16 protein-coding genes are annotated in these 16797 nt (G+C 68.3%); 3 read left to right on the top strand and 13 right to left on the bottom strand.

Features of this window, described 5'->3' with window-relative positions:
* Positions 1-67: 67 nt before the first annotated feature.
* Entirely contained in the window at positions 68-556 is a 489-nt protein-coding gene (locus tag V7702_RS05740) for a peroxiredoxin (RefSeq protein ID WP_335649181.1), read from the bottom strand.
* A 126-nt stretch (positions 557-682) separates the two neighbouring features.
* Between V7702_RS05740 and V7702_RS05735 the strand changes: the two genes are divergently transcribed.
* Positions 683-1279, top strand: coding sequence for a YqgE/AlgH family protein (locus V7702_RS05735; RefSeq protein WP_335649180.1), 597 nt, complete (start codon positions 683-685; stop codon positions 1277-1279).
* On the opposite strand, the gene V7702_RS05730 is transcribed toward V7702_RS05735, so the two are convergent.
* From V7702_RS05730 to coxB, 12 genes are all read right to left on the bottom strand, one after another.
* Entirely contained in the window at positions 1276-2934 is a 1659-nt protein-coding gene (locus V7702_RS05730) for a putative bifunctional diguanylate cyclase/phosphodiesterase (protein WP_335649179.1), read from the bottom strand. The two genes, V7702_RS05735 and V7702_RS05730, sit on opposite strands and share 4 nt — an antisense overlap.
* Positions 2935-2960: 26 nt before the next feature.
* Positions 2961-3572 (bottom strand): GNAT family N-acetyltransferase, encoded by a 612-nt coding sequence (locus tag V7702_RS05725; RefSeq protein ID WP_335649178.1) that lies wholly within the window; start codon positions 3570-3572, stop codon positions 2961-2963.
* A 66-nt stretch (positions 3573-3638) separates the two neighbouring features.
* The gene (locus V7702_RS05720) at positions 3639-4910 is read right to left on the bottom strand and encodes a M16 family metallopeptidase (RefSeq protein WP_335649177.1); all 1272 of its coding nucleotides are present in this window, start codon (positions 4908-4910) and stop codon (positions 3639-3641) included.
* 3 nt (positions 4911-4913) lie between these two features.
* On the bottom strand, positions 4914-6305 hold the full coding sequence (gene thrC / locus V7702_RS05715; protein WP_335649176.1) for a threonine synthase: 1392 nt from the start codon (positions 6303-6305) through the stop codon (positions 4914-4916).
* A complete protein-coding gene (locus V7702_RS05710) occupies positions 6305-7039 on the bottom strand; it encodes an SURF1 family protein (RefSeq protein WP_335649175.1) in 735 nt (244 codons plus the stop codon). Before V7702_RS05710 ends, thrC begins: the two co-directional genes overlap by 1 nt.
* Positions 7032-7391 (bottom strand): DUF983 domain-containing protein, encoded by a 360-nt coding sequence (locus V7702_RS05705; protein ID WP_335649174.1) that lies wholly within the window; start codon positions 7389-7391, stop codon positions 7032-7034. Before V7702_RS05705 ends, V7702_RS05710 begins: the two co-directional genes overlap by 8 nt.
* A 3-nt stretch (positions 7392-7394) precedes the next feature.
* Positions 7395-8270 (bottom strand): cytochrome c oxidase subunit 3, encoded by an 876-nt coding sequence (locus V7702_RS05700; protein ID WP_335649173.1) that lies wholly within the window; start codon positions 8268-8270, stop codon positions 7395-7397.
* A gap of 74 nt (positions 8271-8344) precedes the next feature.
* Complete coding sequence (locus V7702_RS05695; protein WP_335649172.1) at positions 8345-8989, bottom strand: cytochrome c oxidase assembly protein; 645 nt, start codon at positions 8987-8989, stop codon at positions 8345-8347.
* On the bottom strand, positions 8973-9167 hold the full coding sequence (locus tag V7702_RS05690) for a hypothetical protein (RefSeq protein ID WP_335649171.1): 195 nt from the start codon (positions 9165-9167) through the stop codon (positions 8973-8975). The genes V7702_RS05695 and V7702_RS05690 overlap by 17 nt, the downstream gene beginning before the upstream one ends.
* The gene (gene cyoE / locus V7702_RS05685) at positions 9167-10144 is read right to left on the bottom strand and encodes a heme o synthase (RefSeq protein WP_335649191.1); all 978 of its coding nucleotides are present in this window, start codon (positions 10142-10144) and stop codon (positions 9167-9169) included. The genes V7702_RS05690 and cyoE overlap by 1 nt, the downstream gene beginning before the upstream one ends.
* Before the next feature lie 99 nt (positions 10145-10243).
* Positions 10244-11899: a cytochrome c oxidase subunit I gene (gene ctaD / locus V7702_RS05680; RefSeq protein ID WP_335649170.1), complete on the bottom strand. Its 1656-nt coding sequence runs from the start codon at positions 11897-11899 to the stop codon at positions 10244-10246.
* Between the two features lie 17 nt (positions 11900-11916).
* Positions 11917-12888, bottom strand: a complete 972-nt coding sequence (coxB, locus tag V7702_RS05675) for a cytochrome c oxidase subunit II (protein WP_335649169.1) — start codon at positions 12886-12888, stop codon at positions 11917-11919.
* 300 nt (positions 12889-13188) lie between these two features.
* On the opposite strand from coxB, the gene tldD reads away from it, so the two are divergent.
* Together tldD and V7702_RS05665 are read left to right on the top strand one after the other, a co-directional pair.
* Positions 13189-14619 (top strand): metalloprotease TldD, encoded by a 1431-nt coding sequence (gene tldD / locus V7702_RS05670; RefSeq protein ID WP_335649168.1) that lies wholly within the window; start codon positions 13189-13191, stop codon positions 14617-14619.
* A gap of 88 nt (positions 14620-14707) precedes the next feature.
* Entirely contained in the window at positions 14708-16765 is a 2058-nt protein-coding gene (locus V7702_RS05665) for a TonB-dependent receptor plug domain-containing protein (RefSeq protein WP_335649167.1), read from the top strand.
* The last annotated feature ends 32 nt before the right edge of the window (positions 16766-16797 follow it).

The following is a 16797-nucleotide window of genomic DNA, read 5'->3' as shown; positions in this document are numbered from 1 at the left end:
GGCGGCTCCCGTTTCGGTCCAGGCCAAACGGCCGGGCCCGGACTGACGTTCCGCCGCCCTCGCCGCCTTAGCCGCCCAGTTGGTCCACCAGGTACTCCGCCGAGGACACACGGAATTCGCCGGGTTCCTCGATGTTCAGGGACTTCACCACGCCGTCCTCGACGATCATCGAGTAGCGCTGCGAACGTTCGCCCATGCCGAACTTGGTGGCGTCCATGGTCAGGCCCACAGCGCGGGTGAAGTCGCCGCTGCCGTCGGCCAGCATCATGATGTCGTCGCCGACCGCCTGGGATTCGCCCCAGGCCTTCATGACGAAGGCGTCGTTGACCGAGAGACAGGCGATCAGATCTACGCCCTGGCCCTTCAGGGTTTCGGCCTTGTCCACATAGCCCGGCAGGTGGCGGGCCGAGCAGGTGGGGGTGAAGGCGCCGGGCACGGCGAACAGGGCGACCTTCTTGCCCTTGAACACATCGTCTGTGGACACCGGTTTGGGGCCATCCAGGGTGGCTTGGGTGAGGGTGACTGCGGGCAGCGTGTCGCCGACTTCAATGGTCATGGCCGTGCTCCTGAAGGATCGCCGGAATGGGCGTTGGCCCAGCACATAACGCTTTGGCCGATCCCTTCAACCTCAGTCCGACCGATGTGTCTTGAAAGCGCCGCGTTAGGCCTCAAACTATAGAACATGGCCCATATCGATCCCGACGCCGGCCCGAACGGCGGCTATCTTTCCGGACAGCTGCTGATCGCCATGCCCGGCATCGGCGATCCGAGGTTTGAGCGCGCCCTGGTGCTGATCTGCGCCCACGACGAGGAACACGCCATGGGTCTGACCGTCAACCGCCCGGTGGACGGGCTGATGCTGGTCGATCTGCTGGAGCGGCTGGAGATCGAAGCCACCTCGGAATCTGCGCCAGGCCTTGATGAGCCGATCCTGATCGGCGGTCCGGTGGAGCGCGAGCGGGGATTTGTCCTGCACACCTCGGACTATCGCAGCGAAAGCAGCCTGCCCGTCGGCGAGGGCCTGGCCCTGACCGCCACCCGGGAGGTGCTGGAAATGCTGGCTCACGGTCAGGGGCCGCGCCGCAGCGTCATGGCGCTGGGCTATGCCGGCTGGGGCGCGGGCCAGCTGGAGCAGGAACTGCGCGACAATGTCTGGCTGACCTGCTCGGCCGACGAAATCCTGCTGTTCGGCGACGACCACGACCACAAGTGGTCCCAGGCCCTGGCCAAGCTGGGGGTGGATCCTGGACTGTTGTCAGCCGCCGCCGGTCAGGCCTAGCCCCGGGCCTTCACCGGCGCGGCGCCGTCCACATAGCTCTCGTTGAGATAGACCTCGGCCTCCTGGGCCGACAGGGCCGGCGCATAGCCGAAGCCCTGGCCGTAGTCGCAGCCCAGGGCCAGCAGTTGCCGGGCCATGCCGGCGTTCTCCACCCCTTCGGCGACCACCTCCAGATCAAGGTCCTGGCCAAGCTTGACCACGGAGGAGACGATCTTGGCCGAGCCGGCGTCGGTGGCCATGGTGCGGACGAAATAGCGGTCGATCTTCAGGGTGTCGAAGGGCAGCCTCGTCAGATAGGAGAGCGACGAGAAGCCGGTGCCGAAGTCGTCCAGCGCCAGGGCCGCGCCAGCCTGGCGCAGGTTGCGCAGGATCACCGCGGCCCGGTCGGGATCGCGCATGACGTCGCTCTCGGTCACTTCCAGCTTGAGGGCGCCCGGCGGCAGGCCGGTGTCGCGCAGGATCTGGATGACGTCGGGAATGAGGTCCGGGCGGTCGATCTCGCCGGTGGACAGGTTCACCGCCACGGTCAGCTCACCGGACGCCCTGTGGGTGTCGCGCCAGATGGCGAGCTGGCCGGCGGCCTCGCGCATCATGTGGGCGCCGAGCGCGCTCATCAGGCCCATCTCTTCGCAGAGCGGCAGGAACTGGTCGGGCGCCAGCAGGCCACGCCTGGGATGACGCCAGCGGACCAGGGCCTCGAAGCCCGACAGCGCGCCGGTGGAGAGGCGCACGATCGGCTGGTAGTAGGGCATCAGCTCGCCCCGGCCGATGGCGCCGCGCAGATCGCTCTCCAGGGCCAGACGCGAAAGGCCGTCGCTTTCCAGGCTTCGGCCATAGGCCGCCGCCCCGCCCCGGCCGCCGGTCTTGGCCGCCTCTACGGCAAGCTCGGCCCGACGCAACAGCTCGGCGGCCTCCGGCGCCTCGTCGCCGCCCTTGGCCCGCACCGCGCCCACCGAGAGGGTTGGATGGATGTCGAAGCCCGCCACACGAAGGGGCCGCTCCAGAGCGTGGCGCAGGACCTCGCTGGTCGGCGTGTCGCTCACCGGCGCCAGCACGCCGAATTCGTCTTCGCCGACGCGGGACAACAGCACGCCTGGCCGGAAGGCGGCGGCCAGCCTTGACCCCAGCGCCGCCAGGACCAGGTCGGCGCGCTCATGCCCCAGGGCTTCGTTCAGCCGGCGCAGACGGTCGAGGTCGGCGACGACCAACTCGTAGTCGCCTGGGTGCTGCAGATGCTCGCGGGCGCGCAGGATGAAGCTCTTGCGGTCCAGCAGGCCTGTGAGATTGTCGAGATCGGAGGCGGCGAACTTGGTCTCGGCGGCGACGACGCCGGCGGCGCGCACGCCTTCCTCAAGCCAGATTCCCCGCCAGATGCACACCCCTCCGCCGCGCATGCGCAGGCGCACCGCGACCTCGGATCCGGGCTCCTGCACCCTCAGCACGTCGTCCGCGCGGGCGCGGTCCTGGGGCAGGGCCAGGGCCCGCATGGCGGCCGAGGAGCATTCGGGGGCCAGGGGACCCAGGCCCAGGACGCGCGAGGCCCCGGTGAAGCGGAGCTGATCGCGCTCCGGCTCCCAATGCCACAGGGCCACATCGGCAGCGCCTAGCGCTTCCAGCGTGGTGGTGGCGTCCCAGATCCAACGGTCGCTCGGCATGGCCTCTCGAGGCCGGCGCGTGCCGGCTAAACTGAAACAGCGTCCGCCGACCGGTCGCTTCCGCCGCGGGGAGAGACCTGTCCGAACAGGACATGATCTCGCCAAACGCCGTTAATTTTCAGATAAGCCTTAGCAAAGCCTTCCTCCTGGAAGCCCGCCTTGGCGAGCAATCGGCGTGATGCGTCATTGTGCGGCAGGCACGCCGCCTCCAGCCGGTGGAGCCCGAGGGTGTCGAAGGCGAAGCCGTTGAGCGCCCGGGCTGCGGCCAGGGTCAGGCCCCGGCGGGTAAACCCCTGGCCACACCAGTAGCCGACCGTACCCATCTGCGCGACGCCCCGGCGGATGTTGGACAGGGTGATGCCGCCGCTGAGCGCGCCATCGGATTCCTGAAAAACGAAGAAACTGAAGGCGACGCCGGCCTCCCGGTCGCGGGCATAGGCCGACAGGCGGCGGCGAAAGGCCACGCGGGTCAGATCGTCGGCGGGCCAGGTCGGCTCCCAGGGCTGGAGAAAGGCTCGCGAGGCCGCCCGCAGGTCGCGCCATTCCGCATAGTCGGCAGGCCTTGGCGGGCGCAGCAGCACGCCGTCCCCAACCACCCGCAATCCGCCTTCCGAGGCGATCCAGTCCAACAATGCCATGGGGGAATTGCGGCCTTGAAAAGGCGCGACGTCAAGCGTGGCTGGCGAAGATGGCGCCCGATACGCTCAGGCGCGCGCGAACAGGGCCCGCGTGAAGGCCTGCGCCGCGGGGCCGGCCTGACGAGGTCCCAGCACCGAAACCGCAGCCCGGCCGCTGGCGCACATGGCCGCGCCCAGGCGGGCGAGGTCGGCCGGCCTCACCGCTTCAATGCCCGCGGCGATCTCGGCCGGCGGCAGGGGCCGGTCGAACAGCAGGAGCTGGGCTGCGGTCTGTTCGGCCCGGGCCAGGGGCGATTCCCGCATCATGAACATGGCGCCCTTCAGCTGGGCCTTGGCGCGGGCCAGTTCGGCCTCGCCGACGCTCTCGCCCAGGCCCGCGATCTCGCCGGCCGCCACCTTGGCCAACTCGACCGCGTCCTTGGCCGCACAACCGGCGAAGACCCCCAGCACGCCCTGGTCGGCATAGGTCTCGCTATAGGCGTCGACCGCATAGGCCAAGCCGCGCTTTTCCCGGGCCTCCTGGAACAGGCGCGAAGCCATGCCGCCGCCGAGGATCTCGGCGAACAGACGCAGGGCGAAATAGTCCGGATCGCTGACCCCGACGCTGGGCAGCAGGAAGACCAGATTGGCCTGCTCCAGCGCCTTGACGCTCACCGCCTCGCCGCCGGTGAAGAAGGCCGGCGGCGCAGTGGGCGCGCCCGTAGCAGGAGATTTGGCGGCGCCAAAATCCCGCTCGGCCAGGGCCAGCAGGGCGGCTTCGTCCACAGCGCCTGCGGCGCTGACCACCAGGGACTGCGGGTCATAGAGGCAGGCCCGCCAGTCCGACAGGCTGGCCGGGTCGGCGCCTGCGATCGAGCCAGTGGTGCCGAGGATCGAGCGTCCCAGGGGCTGGTCGCCATAGGCGGCGGCCTGGGCCATCTCGAACACCAGGTCGTCAGGGGTGTCGGCGGCCTCGGCGATCTCCTGGCCGACCACCTGCTTTTCCCGGGCGAGGTCGTCTGCGTCCATGCGCGGCGCCAGGACCAGATCGGCCAGCACGGCCGAGCCCAGGTCGAGGCCGCCAGCCAGGCAGCGCACCTGGAAGCTGGTGCGCTCATAGCCGGTGGCGGCGTTGATCTGCCCGCCCTGGGCCTCGATGGCCTCGACGATCTCCATGGCCGAGCGGTCGCCGGCGCCCTTGAAGACCATGTGTTCGAGCAGGTGCGACCAGCCCGACCGTGCGGCGTCCTCATACCGCGCGCCGCGGCCCGCCACGACGCACAGGGCGGTTGTCTCAAGGCCGGGGATCGGGTCGCAGACGACCCGGACGCCATTGGTCAGGCGGTGAACCGAAGCCAAACCCTAGCTCTCGGCGAAGGCGCGGACGCAGGCCTTGATGGCCTCGGCGTCGGCCGGCAGCCGGTCGAACCGTTCGGGACGCGCCGCCAGGCTCTGGGTCCAACGCGGCAGGCCCGGCGTCACCGACGTGGCTGCGGCGACCGCCTCGGGGAACTTGGCCGGATGGGCGGTGGACAGCACGATGATCGGACCGGGCAGGTCCCGGGCCTGGCGCAGGGCCGCCACGCCCACGGCGGTGTGCGGGTCGATGAGCTCGCCGGTCTCGTTCAGGGTCGCCAGCATGGTGCGGGCGGTCTCGTCCTCGCTCACCGCCACGCCGGTGAACAGCTCGCCCATGAAGGCCTGGGCGGCGGGCGGGATGTCGATATGGCCGGCCTCGCCAAAGGCGGTGAAGGCCCGCGCGGTCTCGACGGCCTCCCGGCGCACGGCCTCGAAATAGAGCCGCTCGAAGTTGGAGGCCGACTGGATGTCCATGGCCGGGCTCTGGGTGGCCATCACCTCGCCGCGGGCATAGCGGCCGTCGGTGAAGGCGCGCGCTAGAATGTCGTTGGAATTGGTCGCCACCACGATCCGCTCGATGGGCAGGCCCATCTGGCGGGCGACGAAGCCGGCGAAGGCGTCTCCGAAATTGCCCGAGGGCACGCAGTAGGAGATGGCCCGTTCCGGCGCGCCCACGGCGACGGCTGTGGTGAAGTAGTAGACGCTCTGGGCCACGATCCGGGCGAAATTGATCGAGTTGACCCCGGTGAGGTCCACGGCCTGGCGCAGGCTCTGGTCCTGGAAGGCGGCCTTCACGATGGCCTGGCAGTCGTCGAAGGTGCCCTGGACCGCGACGCAGCGGACATTGTCCTCGGTCGCGGTGGTCATGAACCGGCGCTGGACCTCGGAGATCCGGCCCTCCGGGAAGAGGGCGCAGACCCGCACATGAGCCCGGCCGCGGAAGGCCTCGACGGCGGCGCCGCCGGTGTCGCCCGAGGTCGCGCAGAGGATGGTCTGGACCCGGTCCTGGCCGGCCAGGACGTGGTCATAGAGGCGGGCCAGCAGCTGCATGGCCACGTCCTTGAACGCCAGGCTCGGCCCATGGAACAGCTCGGCCAGGAAGGCGTCGGGGGCGAGCTGCACCAGCGGCACGACGGCGGCGTGGGCGAAGGTGGCGTAGGCCTCTTCGCACATGGCGTTGACCGCCTCGCGCGGGATCTCTTCGCCCGCGAAGCGCGCCAGGACCTCGGCGGCCACATGGGCGTAGGGCTTGCCGCGGAAGGCGGCGATCTCTTCCGGCGTGAAGGTCGGCCAGGTCTCGGGCACATAGAGCCCGCCGTCGGGGGCGAGGCCGGCCAGGACCGCGTCTACGAAGCCGACCGCCGGGGCCTGGCCCCGGGTGGAGACATACCGCATCAACTCTTCCATCTGCGCCAGAGCATGGCGGCATAGACGGCGATCAGGGCGCCCGCAAGGCCGAACCAGGTCAGCGCGTATTCCAGATGCCGGTTGGCGATCTCGCCGGGAAGAGGCGTGGGGTCCAGGGCGGCGAAATCGGGATTGCTTGAGGTTTCGGCCAGCAGGAAGACCGGCGCCGGGGCCGGGGCGCCCAGGGCCTCGGCCATGGCCGGCACGTCGCTGCCGTACCAGAGGTTCTGGGCCGGCTGGTTTTCCGGGGTGACGAAGTTGGGGGCGTCGGGCTCGCGCAGCAGACCGACCACCTCGACCGGCGTTGCGCCGCGCTCGCTGGCCACCGGCGGGCGGGCCTCGACCGTGTCGGGGACGAAGCCGCGATCCACCAGGATGCTGCGATAGGCGCCGCCCTCCACCGGGCAGGCGGAGAACAGCCTCTGGCCGGCCTGGCCGTTCTTGAGGCCGTAGAGCTGCAGGAAGGGGGCGGTGTCGAGGCCCGGACAGGTCAGGCGCACCCGGTAGAAGCCCACATCCTCCCCCTGCCCTGCGCGGGCCAGAATCTCGCCCGCCGCGACAGGCTCGGCGGTGGAGCGGGCCTCGATCTGGGCCAGGAGTTCGGTCTTCCAGCCCAGCCGCTGAAGCTGCCAGACGCCCAGAGCGATGAGGATGCCCAGGGCGATCAGGACCACCAGGGTCAGGCCGATGGGGAGGCGGCGGGTGGCGACGGTGTCAATCATCGGTTCGGGCTTGGGACGCCCGGTTGGCGATCTGGGCGGCAAGCATGACCCCCTTCATCGGGCGCAGGAGCCCCAGGGAGACCATGACGGTCAGCGGCAGCCAGAGCAGAAGGTGCAGCCAGATGGGCGGCGTGAAGGCCAGCTCCACATAGAGCGCGGCGAAGGCGACGACGAAACCGGCGATGAGAATGACGAAGACCGCCGGACCATCGCCGGAATCGGCCTTCGCCAGATCATAACCGCAGGCCTCGCACTGGGGCGCGACCTTCAGGAAGCCGTCGAAGAGGTGGCCCTCTCCGCAGTTCGGGCACCGACCGGCGAGACCCGAAAGGAGCGGATTGGGCCGCGTCATCGGCTAGTGCCCGCCAGCCCCGCCAAACACCACATAGATGAAGGCGAAGAGGAAGAGCCAGACCACGTCGACGAAGTGCCAGTACCAGGCGGCCGCCTCGAAGCCGAAGTGCCTCTCCGGGGTGAAGCCGCCGCGCATCAGGCGCATCAGGCAGATCAGCAGGAAGATGGTGCCGACCAGGACGTGGAAGCCGTGGAAGCCCGTGGCCATGAAGAAGGACGAGCCATAGAGCCCTGAGTTCATCGCGTTCTCGGAGAAGAAGTATTCGTGCGAGAGGATGTGATGATACTCGTAGGCCTGGATGAGGCTGAAGAGCGCGCCCAGGATCACGGTCAGGATAAGAGCCAGCTTGGCGCCCTTGCGGTCGCCCTGCTGCAGCGCATGGTGGGCCCAGGTCACGGTGGTGCCCGAGAGCAGCAGGGTCAAGGTGTTGACCAGGGGCAGGTTCCAGGCGGGCACGGTCTCGATGCCGGCGGGCGGCCAGGTGGCCCAGGCCTGACGGACTTCCTCGATGCTCGAAAGCGTGCGGTGCTCATGGAAGAGCGCCATCTCGAAGAAGACCCAGAACCAGGCCACGAAGAACATCACTTCGGAGGCGATGAACAGGATCATGCCGTATCGCAGACCGATGGAGACCACAGGGGTGTGATCGCCGGCGTTGGCTTCCTTGGTGACGTCGATCCACCAGGCGGTCGCCACCAGCATGATCAGGGCGAAGCCGGCGGCGAACAGCCACCAGGTGCCCGCAGGAAGGCCAAAGAGGCCCTTCCACCAGGTCACCAGGCCGACGGCCATGATGGTGGCGCCCAGCGAGGCCAACAGGGGCCACGGGCTGGGATTCACCAGGTGATAGTCGTGCTTGACGCCTGCTTGGGCCATCTCGGTCCTAACCCCTCATAATCTCGTACCGCCGGCCCGGCTGCTCTCTCCGCCGACGGGTGGTCTGAATGGTGCTATAGCCCCGCCCCTTGCGATCCGCCAAGAGCCGAAGCGGCCAGGTCTGTCGGGGCGTGGGTACGCGCCTGCGCCTGGGCGTCCTCGCTGGACGGAAAGAAGGTGTAGGACAGGGTGATCTCGGCCTTGTTCCGGGTCTCGAAGTCCTCGGCGTATTCGGGATCGACGAAGTAGACCATGGGGAATTTGATGGTCTCGCCCGGGGCGATCGTCTGGTCCGAAAAGCAGAAGCACTCCAGCTTGCGGAAATAGGCGCCGGCGGCCTCGGGCACGACGTTATAGACCGCCCGGCCGGTGATCGGCGCATCGCCGTTGTTGGTGACGTCGAAGAAGGCCAGGCCCGTCTCGCCAATTTTCAGGCTTTGCGACACCTGCTCGGAGCGGAAGGTCCAGGGCAGGTTGCGCACATTGGTGTCGAACCGGATGTTCAGGGTCTTGTCGATGACCTGGCTCGGGGCCGCCTCGGCCCGGCTGACCGTGCCGTCAAAGCCGGTCACCTGGCAGAAGGCGCGATAAAGCGGCACCGAGGCATAGGCCATGCCGACCATGCCGGCGAACACGCCGACGCAGATCAGTCCCAGCCGGACGTTGCGGCGGCTGCGGTCGACGGGCGGGGGCGCATTCGGTTCAGAGGGGGCGGTCAAGGATATTGGCTCCCAGGCGAACGACGGTGACGAGGAAGACGAGCACAGCAAAGCCCACCAGACCCAGGGCCAGGGCGATATTGCGGCCCCGCTTGGCCTTCATGGGATCGGGACCTGCACCCTGTTCCGAACCGCTGGCGGCGTCTTGAGCCGACGGGGGATCCTTCGCATCGCTCATCATGCCGCTCCGGGGATCAGGTTCATGAAGCTCGGCGCGCCAAGCAGCCCCTCGATGAGCAGGGTCGCGAACAACAGGCTGAGATAGAGGATCGAGAAGGCGAACAGGTTACGCGCGTCCTTGGCGCCGGCGCGCACATCATAGAGACGCCCGTCCACGCGCGGATCGGCGCTGTCGCCCGCCGCGCTGCGCAGCACCCGCCAGGCGAGGATCAGGAACACCGCGCCGCCGAGGCCCGCCACCGCCAGGTAGGCGGTTCCGCCCAGGCCCGTGAAGGCCGGGACCAGGCAGAGCGGCGTGAACAGCAGGCTGTAGATGAAGATCTGTCGGCGGGTGGAGGCCGGGCCTGCGACCACCGGCATCATCGGCACGCCGGCCTTCTCGTAGTCCTCGCTGGTGTAGAGGGCCAGGGCCCAGAAGTGGGGCGGCGTCCACATGAAGATGATGGCGCAGAGCAGCCAGGCGTTCAGGGGCGTTTCGCCCGCCGCCGCAGCCCAGCCGATCACCGGGGGCAGCGCGCCGGCCAGGCCGCCGATGACGATGTTCTGGGCCGTCGAGCGCTTGAGCCACATCGAATAGACGACGGCGTAGAAGAAGATGGTGAAGGCCAGCAGGCCCGCGGCGAGCCAGTTGACCGCCACGCCCATGAACATCACCGACAGCAGCGACAGCACGACGCCCATGGAGAGGGCCTCGGCCCCCTGGACCCGCCCGGCCGGCACCGGCCGCCCGCGGGTGCGGCGCATGAGGGCGTCGATATCGGCGTCGTACCACATGTTGAGGGCGGCCGAGGCGCCAGCCCCGATGGCGATGCAGAGGATGGCGACCGCGCCCAGCAGCGGGTGGATCGGCGCATCGGCGCAGATCAGACCCGTGGCGCCGGTGAAGACCACCAGAGACATCACCCGCGGCTTGAGCAGCTGCATATAGTCCTGCCAACGGGCAGGCTGGGCGGTCACTGGAATGGCGGGCGTCATGGTCGCCAAGACATACTCCTAATCAGACCCGGCACAACGGCGAAGGGGCGCGGTTCGGCTGTGACCGATCCGCGCCCCTGTCTCGTCCGGGCCGTCCGGTCAGTGGTGGCTGTCGCCCTTGATGACCGGCGGTTCGTTGAACTGGTGGAACGGCGGCGGCGAAGGCAGCGTCCATTCCAGGGTCGTGGCGCCTTCACCCCACGGATTGGCCTCGGCCTTGCGGCGCACGACGGCGGCTTCCAGCAGGATCAGCAGGAAGACCACCACACCGACCGCGGTAATGGCGTAGCCCACCGACGAGACGTGGTTCCAGTAGGTGTAGGCCTCCGGATAATCCACATAGCGGCGGGGCATGCCCTGCAGGCCGAGGAAGTGCTGCGGGAAGAAGATCAGGTTCACGCCGATGAAGGTGATCCAGAAGTGCAGCACGCCGGCCCACTCGCGGTACTTCACGCCGAAGATTTTCTCGAACCAGTAGTAGAAGCCGGCGAAGATGGCGAACACCGCGCCCAGGCTGAGCACGTAGTGGAAGTGGGCCACGACGTAATAGGTGTCGTGCAGGCTGTAATCGATGCCGGCATTGGCCAGGACCACGCCGGTGACGCCGCCCACGGTGAACAGGAAGATGAAGCCGATGGCCCACAGCATGGGCGTCTTGAAGCTGATCGACCCGCCCCACATGGTGGCGATCCAGGAGAAGATCTTCACCCCGGTCGGAACGGCGATGACCATGGTCGCGGCCACGAAGTAGGCGCGCAGATTGATGTTCATGCCGACGGTGTACATGTGGTGCGCCCACACGACGAAGCCGACGAAGCCGATGGCCACCATGGCGTAGGCCATGGCCAGGTAACCGAACACCGGCTTGCGCGAGAAGGTCGACACGATGTGGCTGATGATGCCGAAGCCAGGCAGGATCAGGATGTAGACCTCGGGGTGACCGAAGAACCAGAACAGGTGCTGGAACATCACCGGGTCGCCGCCGCCGGCGGCGTTGAAGAAGCTGGTGCCGAAGTTGCGGTCGGTCAGCAGCATGGTGATGGCGCCCGCCAGGACCGGCAGGGACAGCAGCAGCAGGAAGGCGGTGATCAGCACCGACCAGGCGAACAGCGGCATCCGGTGCAGGGTCATGCCCGGCGCGCGCATGTTGAAGATGGTGGTGATGAAGTTGATCGCGCCGAGGATCGAGCTGGCGCCGGCCACGTGCAGCGACAGGATGGCCAGGTCCATGGACGGGCCGGTATGGCCGAGCGTCGAGAGCGGCGGATAGATCGTCCAGCCGCCGCCGAAGCCGCGGCCCGGGCCGCCGTCGACGAACATGGACAGCAGCAACAGGACCCAGGCGGCCACCAGCAGCCAGAACGAGATGTTGTTCATCCGCGGGAAGGCCATGTCCGGCGCCCCGATCATGATCGGAACGAACCAGTTGCCGAACCCGCCGATCATCGCCGGCATGACCATGAAGAAGATCATGACCAGGGCGTGGGCGGTGACCACGACGTTGTAGCCATGGTGGCTGGCGTCGATCCAGCCAAGCTGGTCGAGCCAGGAGCCCTGGACGAACACCTGGATGCCGGGCTCAGCCAGCTCCCAGCGGATCAGGCCCGACAGAGCCCCGCCCACGATGCCCGCCATGATGGCGAACAGCAGGTACAGGGTGCCGATGTCCTTGTGGTTGGTGGACAGGAACCAGCGGGTGAAGAAGCCCGGCTTGTGATCGTGGTCGTCGTGACCGTGTGCGGCGGCGTGAGCCATCTTACTCTACCCCTGGGTCAGTTCGCGACCGCTGCGGCAGCAGGCGCAGCGGTCTCTTGCGGCGCATCGGCCGCCTCATCGGTGGTTTCACCCTCGACGGCCGCGGCGTCGACGCCGGCCTCGTCGATGGTGGGCGCAGAGGCCTCGGCCTCGGTGGTGGCGGCCTGGCCCGAGGGATTGCCGCCCTTGCTGGCGACCCAGGCTTCGAAGTCCGCCTGGCTCACGACCCGGATCTCGATGGGCATGAAGGCATGATCCACGCCGCACAGCTCCGAGCACTGGCCGTAATAGACGCCTTCCTTCTCGGCGGTGAACCAGGTCTCGTTCACGCGGCCTGGAATGGCGTCGGTCTTCAGACCAAAGGCCGGAAGCGCGAAGGAATGGATGACGTCAGCGGCGGTGACCAGCACCCGCACCGTCTTGCCCACCGGAACCACCATGGGCTCGTTGGCGGCCAGCAGGTACGGCACGCCCGCGGCGTCGGCCTCTTCTTCCGGCAGGATATTGGAGATGAACTCGCCCACCTCGTGGTCGGGATATTCATAGCCCCAGTACCACTGATAGCCGACGGCCTTCACCGTCAGGTCCGGGCGAGGCATGTCATTGTAGTTGAACAGCAGCCGGAACGAGAAGATGGCGATGAAGACCAGGATCAGCACCGGCACCAGGGTCCAGACGACCTCGATGGTGGTGTTGTGGCTGAACTTCGCCGGCACCGGGTTGGAACGGGCGTTGTAGCGCACGATCACCCAGATCAGCAGACCGGCCACGAACAGGGTGATGATCGTGATGATCGGCATCAGAATGGCGTCATGGAAGAAGACCGCGTCATGCTTCAGCGGCGCGGCGGCCGGCTGTAGCGCAATCCCCTTAGGCGTAGGCTGACCCATAAGGTCCTGGGCCAGCGCCTGGACACCCCAGAACGCCGTCATGGCGACCGCGACGGCGCCTGCCGCCCACGTCCGCATCCCCTGCAAGCTCGACTTCATGTCCCCTCGGTCTCTTTGGCCGGGCGGACCTCCCGCCGAATGCGTGGTCGCCGCCCCCCGACTGAAACGAGGCTTACGCAGCGAAGACATCGCCGCTAGGCCCTCAGCGGGCGTGCATACGCGCTCTCCCCTAGCTTGCCAAGGCGCAAGGCGGTCGGTTGCGATTGTCTGAGGCGAACGTGAACGAGGCCATATGACGCATCGCCCGGAGTCCAAGTTTGCATCGCTGCGGGCGCCTGGCCGTGACGCGGAGCCCCAGAGCCCCTATGTCTTGGAGCCTGCTCGTTTTCGAGGTCACTTATGAACGCCCATACGCCTGCGCCTTCCATCCTGGACTCCTGCGGCGTCGCCCCCGAACGCGCCCGCGAAATCCTGGGCGAGGCCCTGGCGGGCGCCGATGACGGCGAGATTTTCGCCGAGCGCTCGGAGAGCGAGTCGTTCCTCTTCGACGACGGTCGCCTGAAATCGGCGGCCTATGATTCGACCGAGGGCTTTGGCCTGCGGGTCGTGGCGGGAGAGACCGCCGGCTACGCCCATTCCAGCGAAATCTCGGAGGCCGCCCTGCGGCGGGCCGGCCAGTCGGCGGCCTTGGCCAAACGCGGTTATCAAGGCGTGGCCGCCGAAGGCCCGCGCTCGACCAATACCCGCCTCTATGGCGAAGACGATCCGCTCGCCTCGCCGGACTTCGCCGCCAAGGTCGCCCTGCTTCAGGAGATCGACGCCTGGGCCCGCGCCCGCGACCCGCGTGTGGTGCAGGTGATGGCCAGCCTGAGCGGCGAGCGGCGGATCGTGGAGATCCTGCGGGCCGACGGCCGGCTGATCCGCGATGTCCGCCCCCTGTCGCGCATCAATATCCAGGTGACCGTCGAGAAGGACGGCCGCCGCGAGGTCGGCTTTTCCGGCGCCGGCGGTCGCGCCGGCTTCGAAAACTGGATCGGTCCCAACGCCTGGCATGAGCAGGGCGAGGAGGCGTTGCGCCAGGCCCTGGTCAATCTGGAGGCCGTCGCCTGCCCGGCCGGCGAGATGGACGTGGTGCTGGGCCCCGGCTGGAACGGCGTGCTGCTGCACGAGGCCGTCGGCCACGGGCTGGAGGGTGACTTCAACCGCAAGGGCACCTCGGCCTTCTCCGGCAAGATCGGCCAGCGGGTGGCCGCGCCCGGCGTGACCGTGTTCGACGACGGCGCCCTGGCCGGTCGCCGTGGCTCGCTGACCGTGGACGACGAAGGCACCCCCACAGAGCGTACCGTGCTGATCGAGGACGGCATCCTGGTCGGCTATATGCACGATCGGATGAGCGCCCGGCTGATGGGCCACGCCGCCACGGGCAATGGCCGGCGCCAGTCCTACGCCCATCTGCCCATGCCTCGGATGACCAACACGGCCATGGAAGGCGGCTCCACCCCGCGCGAGGAGATGATCACCTCGACCAAGCGCGGCCTCTACTGCGCCAATTTCGGCGGCGGTCAGGTGGACATCACCAACGGCAAGTTCGTCTTTCAGTGCACCGAGGCCTATCTGATCGAGGACGGCAGGATCACCTCGCCCGTCAAGGGCGCGACCCTGATCGGCGACGGCCCGTCCGCCCTGACGCGCGTGACCATGATCGGCGACGACTTCGGCTTCGACCCCGGCGTCGGGGTCTGCGGCAAGTCGGGCCAGAGCGTGCCGGTCGGCGTGGGCCAGCCGTCCCTGAAGATCACCGGCCTGACGGTGGGCGGCACGAGCCTCTGAGCCCGAACGGCGATTTCCGAACCTGTCAGGGATTTAACTGGCCCTGATAGCCGAGCCTGGATCATCTGGCCGCCGGAGGAGAGACCAGATGATCACCCGCGCCCTCGCTGCGTTCGCCGCGGCCTGCCCGCTGGCCCTGCCGGCCCAGGCCCTGGCCCAGGCGCCCGAACCCGCGGCGGAGGCCGCCCCTGCGGCCGCCGAGGGCAGCGGCGCCATCAGCTATCCGCCATCCTTTTTCGCCGCGGCCCAGCCCACCACGGCGCTTGAGATGATCGAGCGGCTGCCAGGCTTCGTCCTCGACGGCGGCGACAATGTCCGCGGGTTCGAAGGGGCGGCCGGCAATGTGCTGATCGACGGCCGCAGGCCCGCCTCGAAGTCTGACGACCTGGAAGAGATCCTCCGCCGCATTCCGGCGTCGCAGGTCGCCCGCATCGACCTGATCCGCGGCGGCGCGCCCGGCATCGACATGCAGGGCAAGTCGGTGCTGGCCAATCTGATCCGTACAGAGACGAGCTCCGTCCAGGGACTGGTCGCCCTCGCCTACCGCCATGTCTATGACGGCCGCGACTTGCTGGGTCTGCGCCTCGAAGGCTCGGGCCGCCTGGGCCAGACGGCCTGGGAGGCGGGCTTCGTCGGCGGCCAGGGGCCCGATGACGGGGCGGGCGATGGCCCTCGCGTCCGGACCGACAGGACCGGCGTTCCCCTGATCGTCAGCTTCGTGGACAGCGAGGGCACGGGGACGAACGGGGCCCTGACCGGGGCGGTCGAGCGGCCCCTGGGCGGAGGTCAGCTGCGCGCCAACGGCCGGCTCTTCGTGGACCACTTCACCTATGACGAACTCAATTTCGGACCGGCCACCCGCGAGGTCAGCCGCGAGGTCTTCGACCTGACCGAGACCGAGCTGGGAGCCAGTTTCACCCGACCCCTGGGACCACGCACCAGCCTGGAACTGATCGGCCTGCGCCAGACCGCCGATGAGACCATCGAGTCGCAGTTCGACGATCCCACCTATCGCGGCCGCTTCGACCTGGAGAGCGAGACCACCGAAACCATCGCCCGCGGCGTCCTGCGCTGGCGCCAGACCGAGGCCCTGTCCTGGGAGGTCGGCGCGGAGGGGGCCATCAACACCCTCGATAGCGCCACCGCCTTCGCCGAGAACGGGCTTCCCGTGGTCCTGCCCGCCGCCAATGTGAAGGTGGAAGAGCGCCGCGGCGAGGCCTTCGCCAAGCTGGCCTGGCGGGCCAGCCCGCGGCTGACCCTGGATAGCGGCCTTCGCTTCGAAGCCTCGGACATCTCGTCGGAGGGGGATGTCGAGCTGGAAAAGTCGCTGCAGTTCGCCAAGCCGCAGCTCAGCCTGACCTGGGCCCAGGATGAGCACACCCAGCTACGGTTCAGGGTCGAGCGGACGGTGGGCCAGCTGGATTTCGACGACTTCGTCGCCTCGTCCTCCCTCAACACCGGCGTGCTTCTCGCCGGCAATCCCGATCTCGACCCGGCTCAGGAATGGATCGTCGAGGCCGCCGTCGAGCGGCGCTTCTGGACCGGGGGCGCCCTAGTGGTCACCCTGCGCCGCGCCGAGATCACCGACGTGGTCGATCGCGCGCCGGTGCGTCTGGACGGCGGGAAAATCTATGACGCCCCGGCCAATATCGGCTCAGGGGTGCGCGAGGAATTGGCCCTGACCCTGACCCTGCCCTTCGATCGGGTGGGATTGAAGGGCGCCCAGCTACGGGGCGAAGGAACCTGGCGCCGGTCGGCGGTCGATGATCCCACCACGGGCGAATCCCGGGAGATTTCCGGCCTGCGGCCCGTGGAGTGGGAGGCCCATTTCAGCCAGGACCTGCCGTCGATATCCTCGACCTGGGGGGTGGACGTATTCGGCGGCTGGCGGGAAACCTATTACCGCTATGACGAGGTCTCGACGACCAAGCTGCGCCCCTTCGTCGTGCCGTTCGTCGAGTGGAAGCCCCGGCCGGACATCGTCCTGCGCTTTGAGATTCCCAATGTAACCGAGCGGGGCGTGCGCCGCACCCGCACCGTCTATGCCGGGCCCCGCGACAGCGCCGACATCGCCTATGTGGACGACCGGGACATCGACTTCGGCCGCATGTACCGCTTCCGCATCAGCAAGACGCTGGGCGGATAAGGAAGCGGCGGCTGTCAGGCCGCCGCTTCCAA

This window comes from Phenylobacterium sp. (assembly GCF_036963605.1).
Classification (GTDB): Bacteria; Pseudomonadota; Alphaproteobacteria; order Caulobacterales; family Caulobacteraceae; genus Phenylobacterium.
Note: the sequence above shows the minus strand (reverse complement) of the source record. Positions and strands in the feature narration are given on the sequence as shown.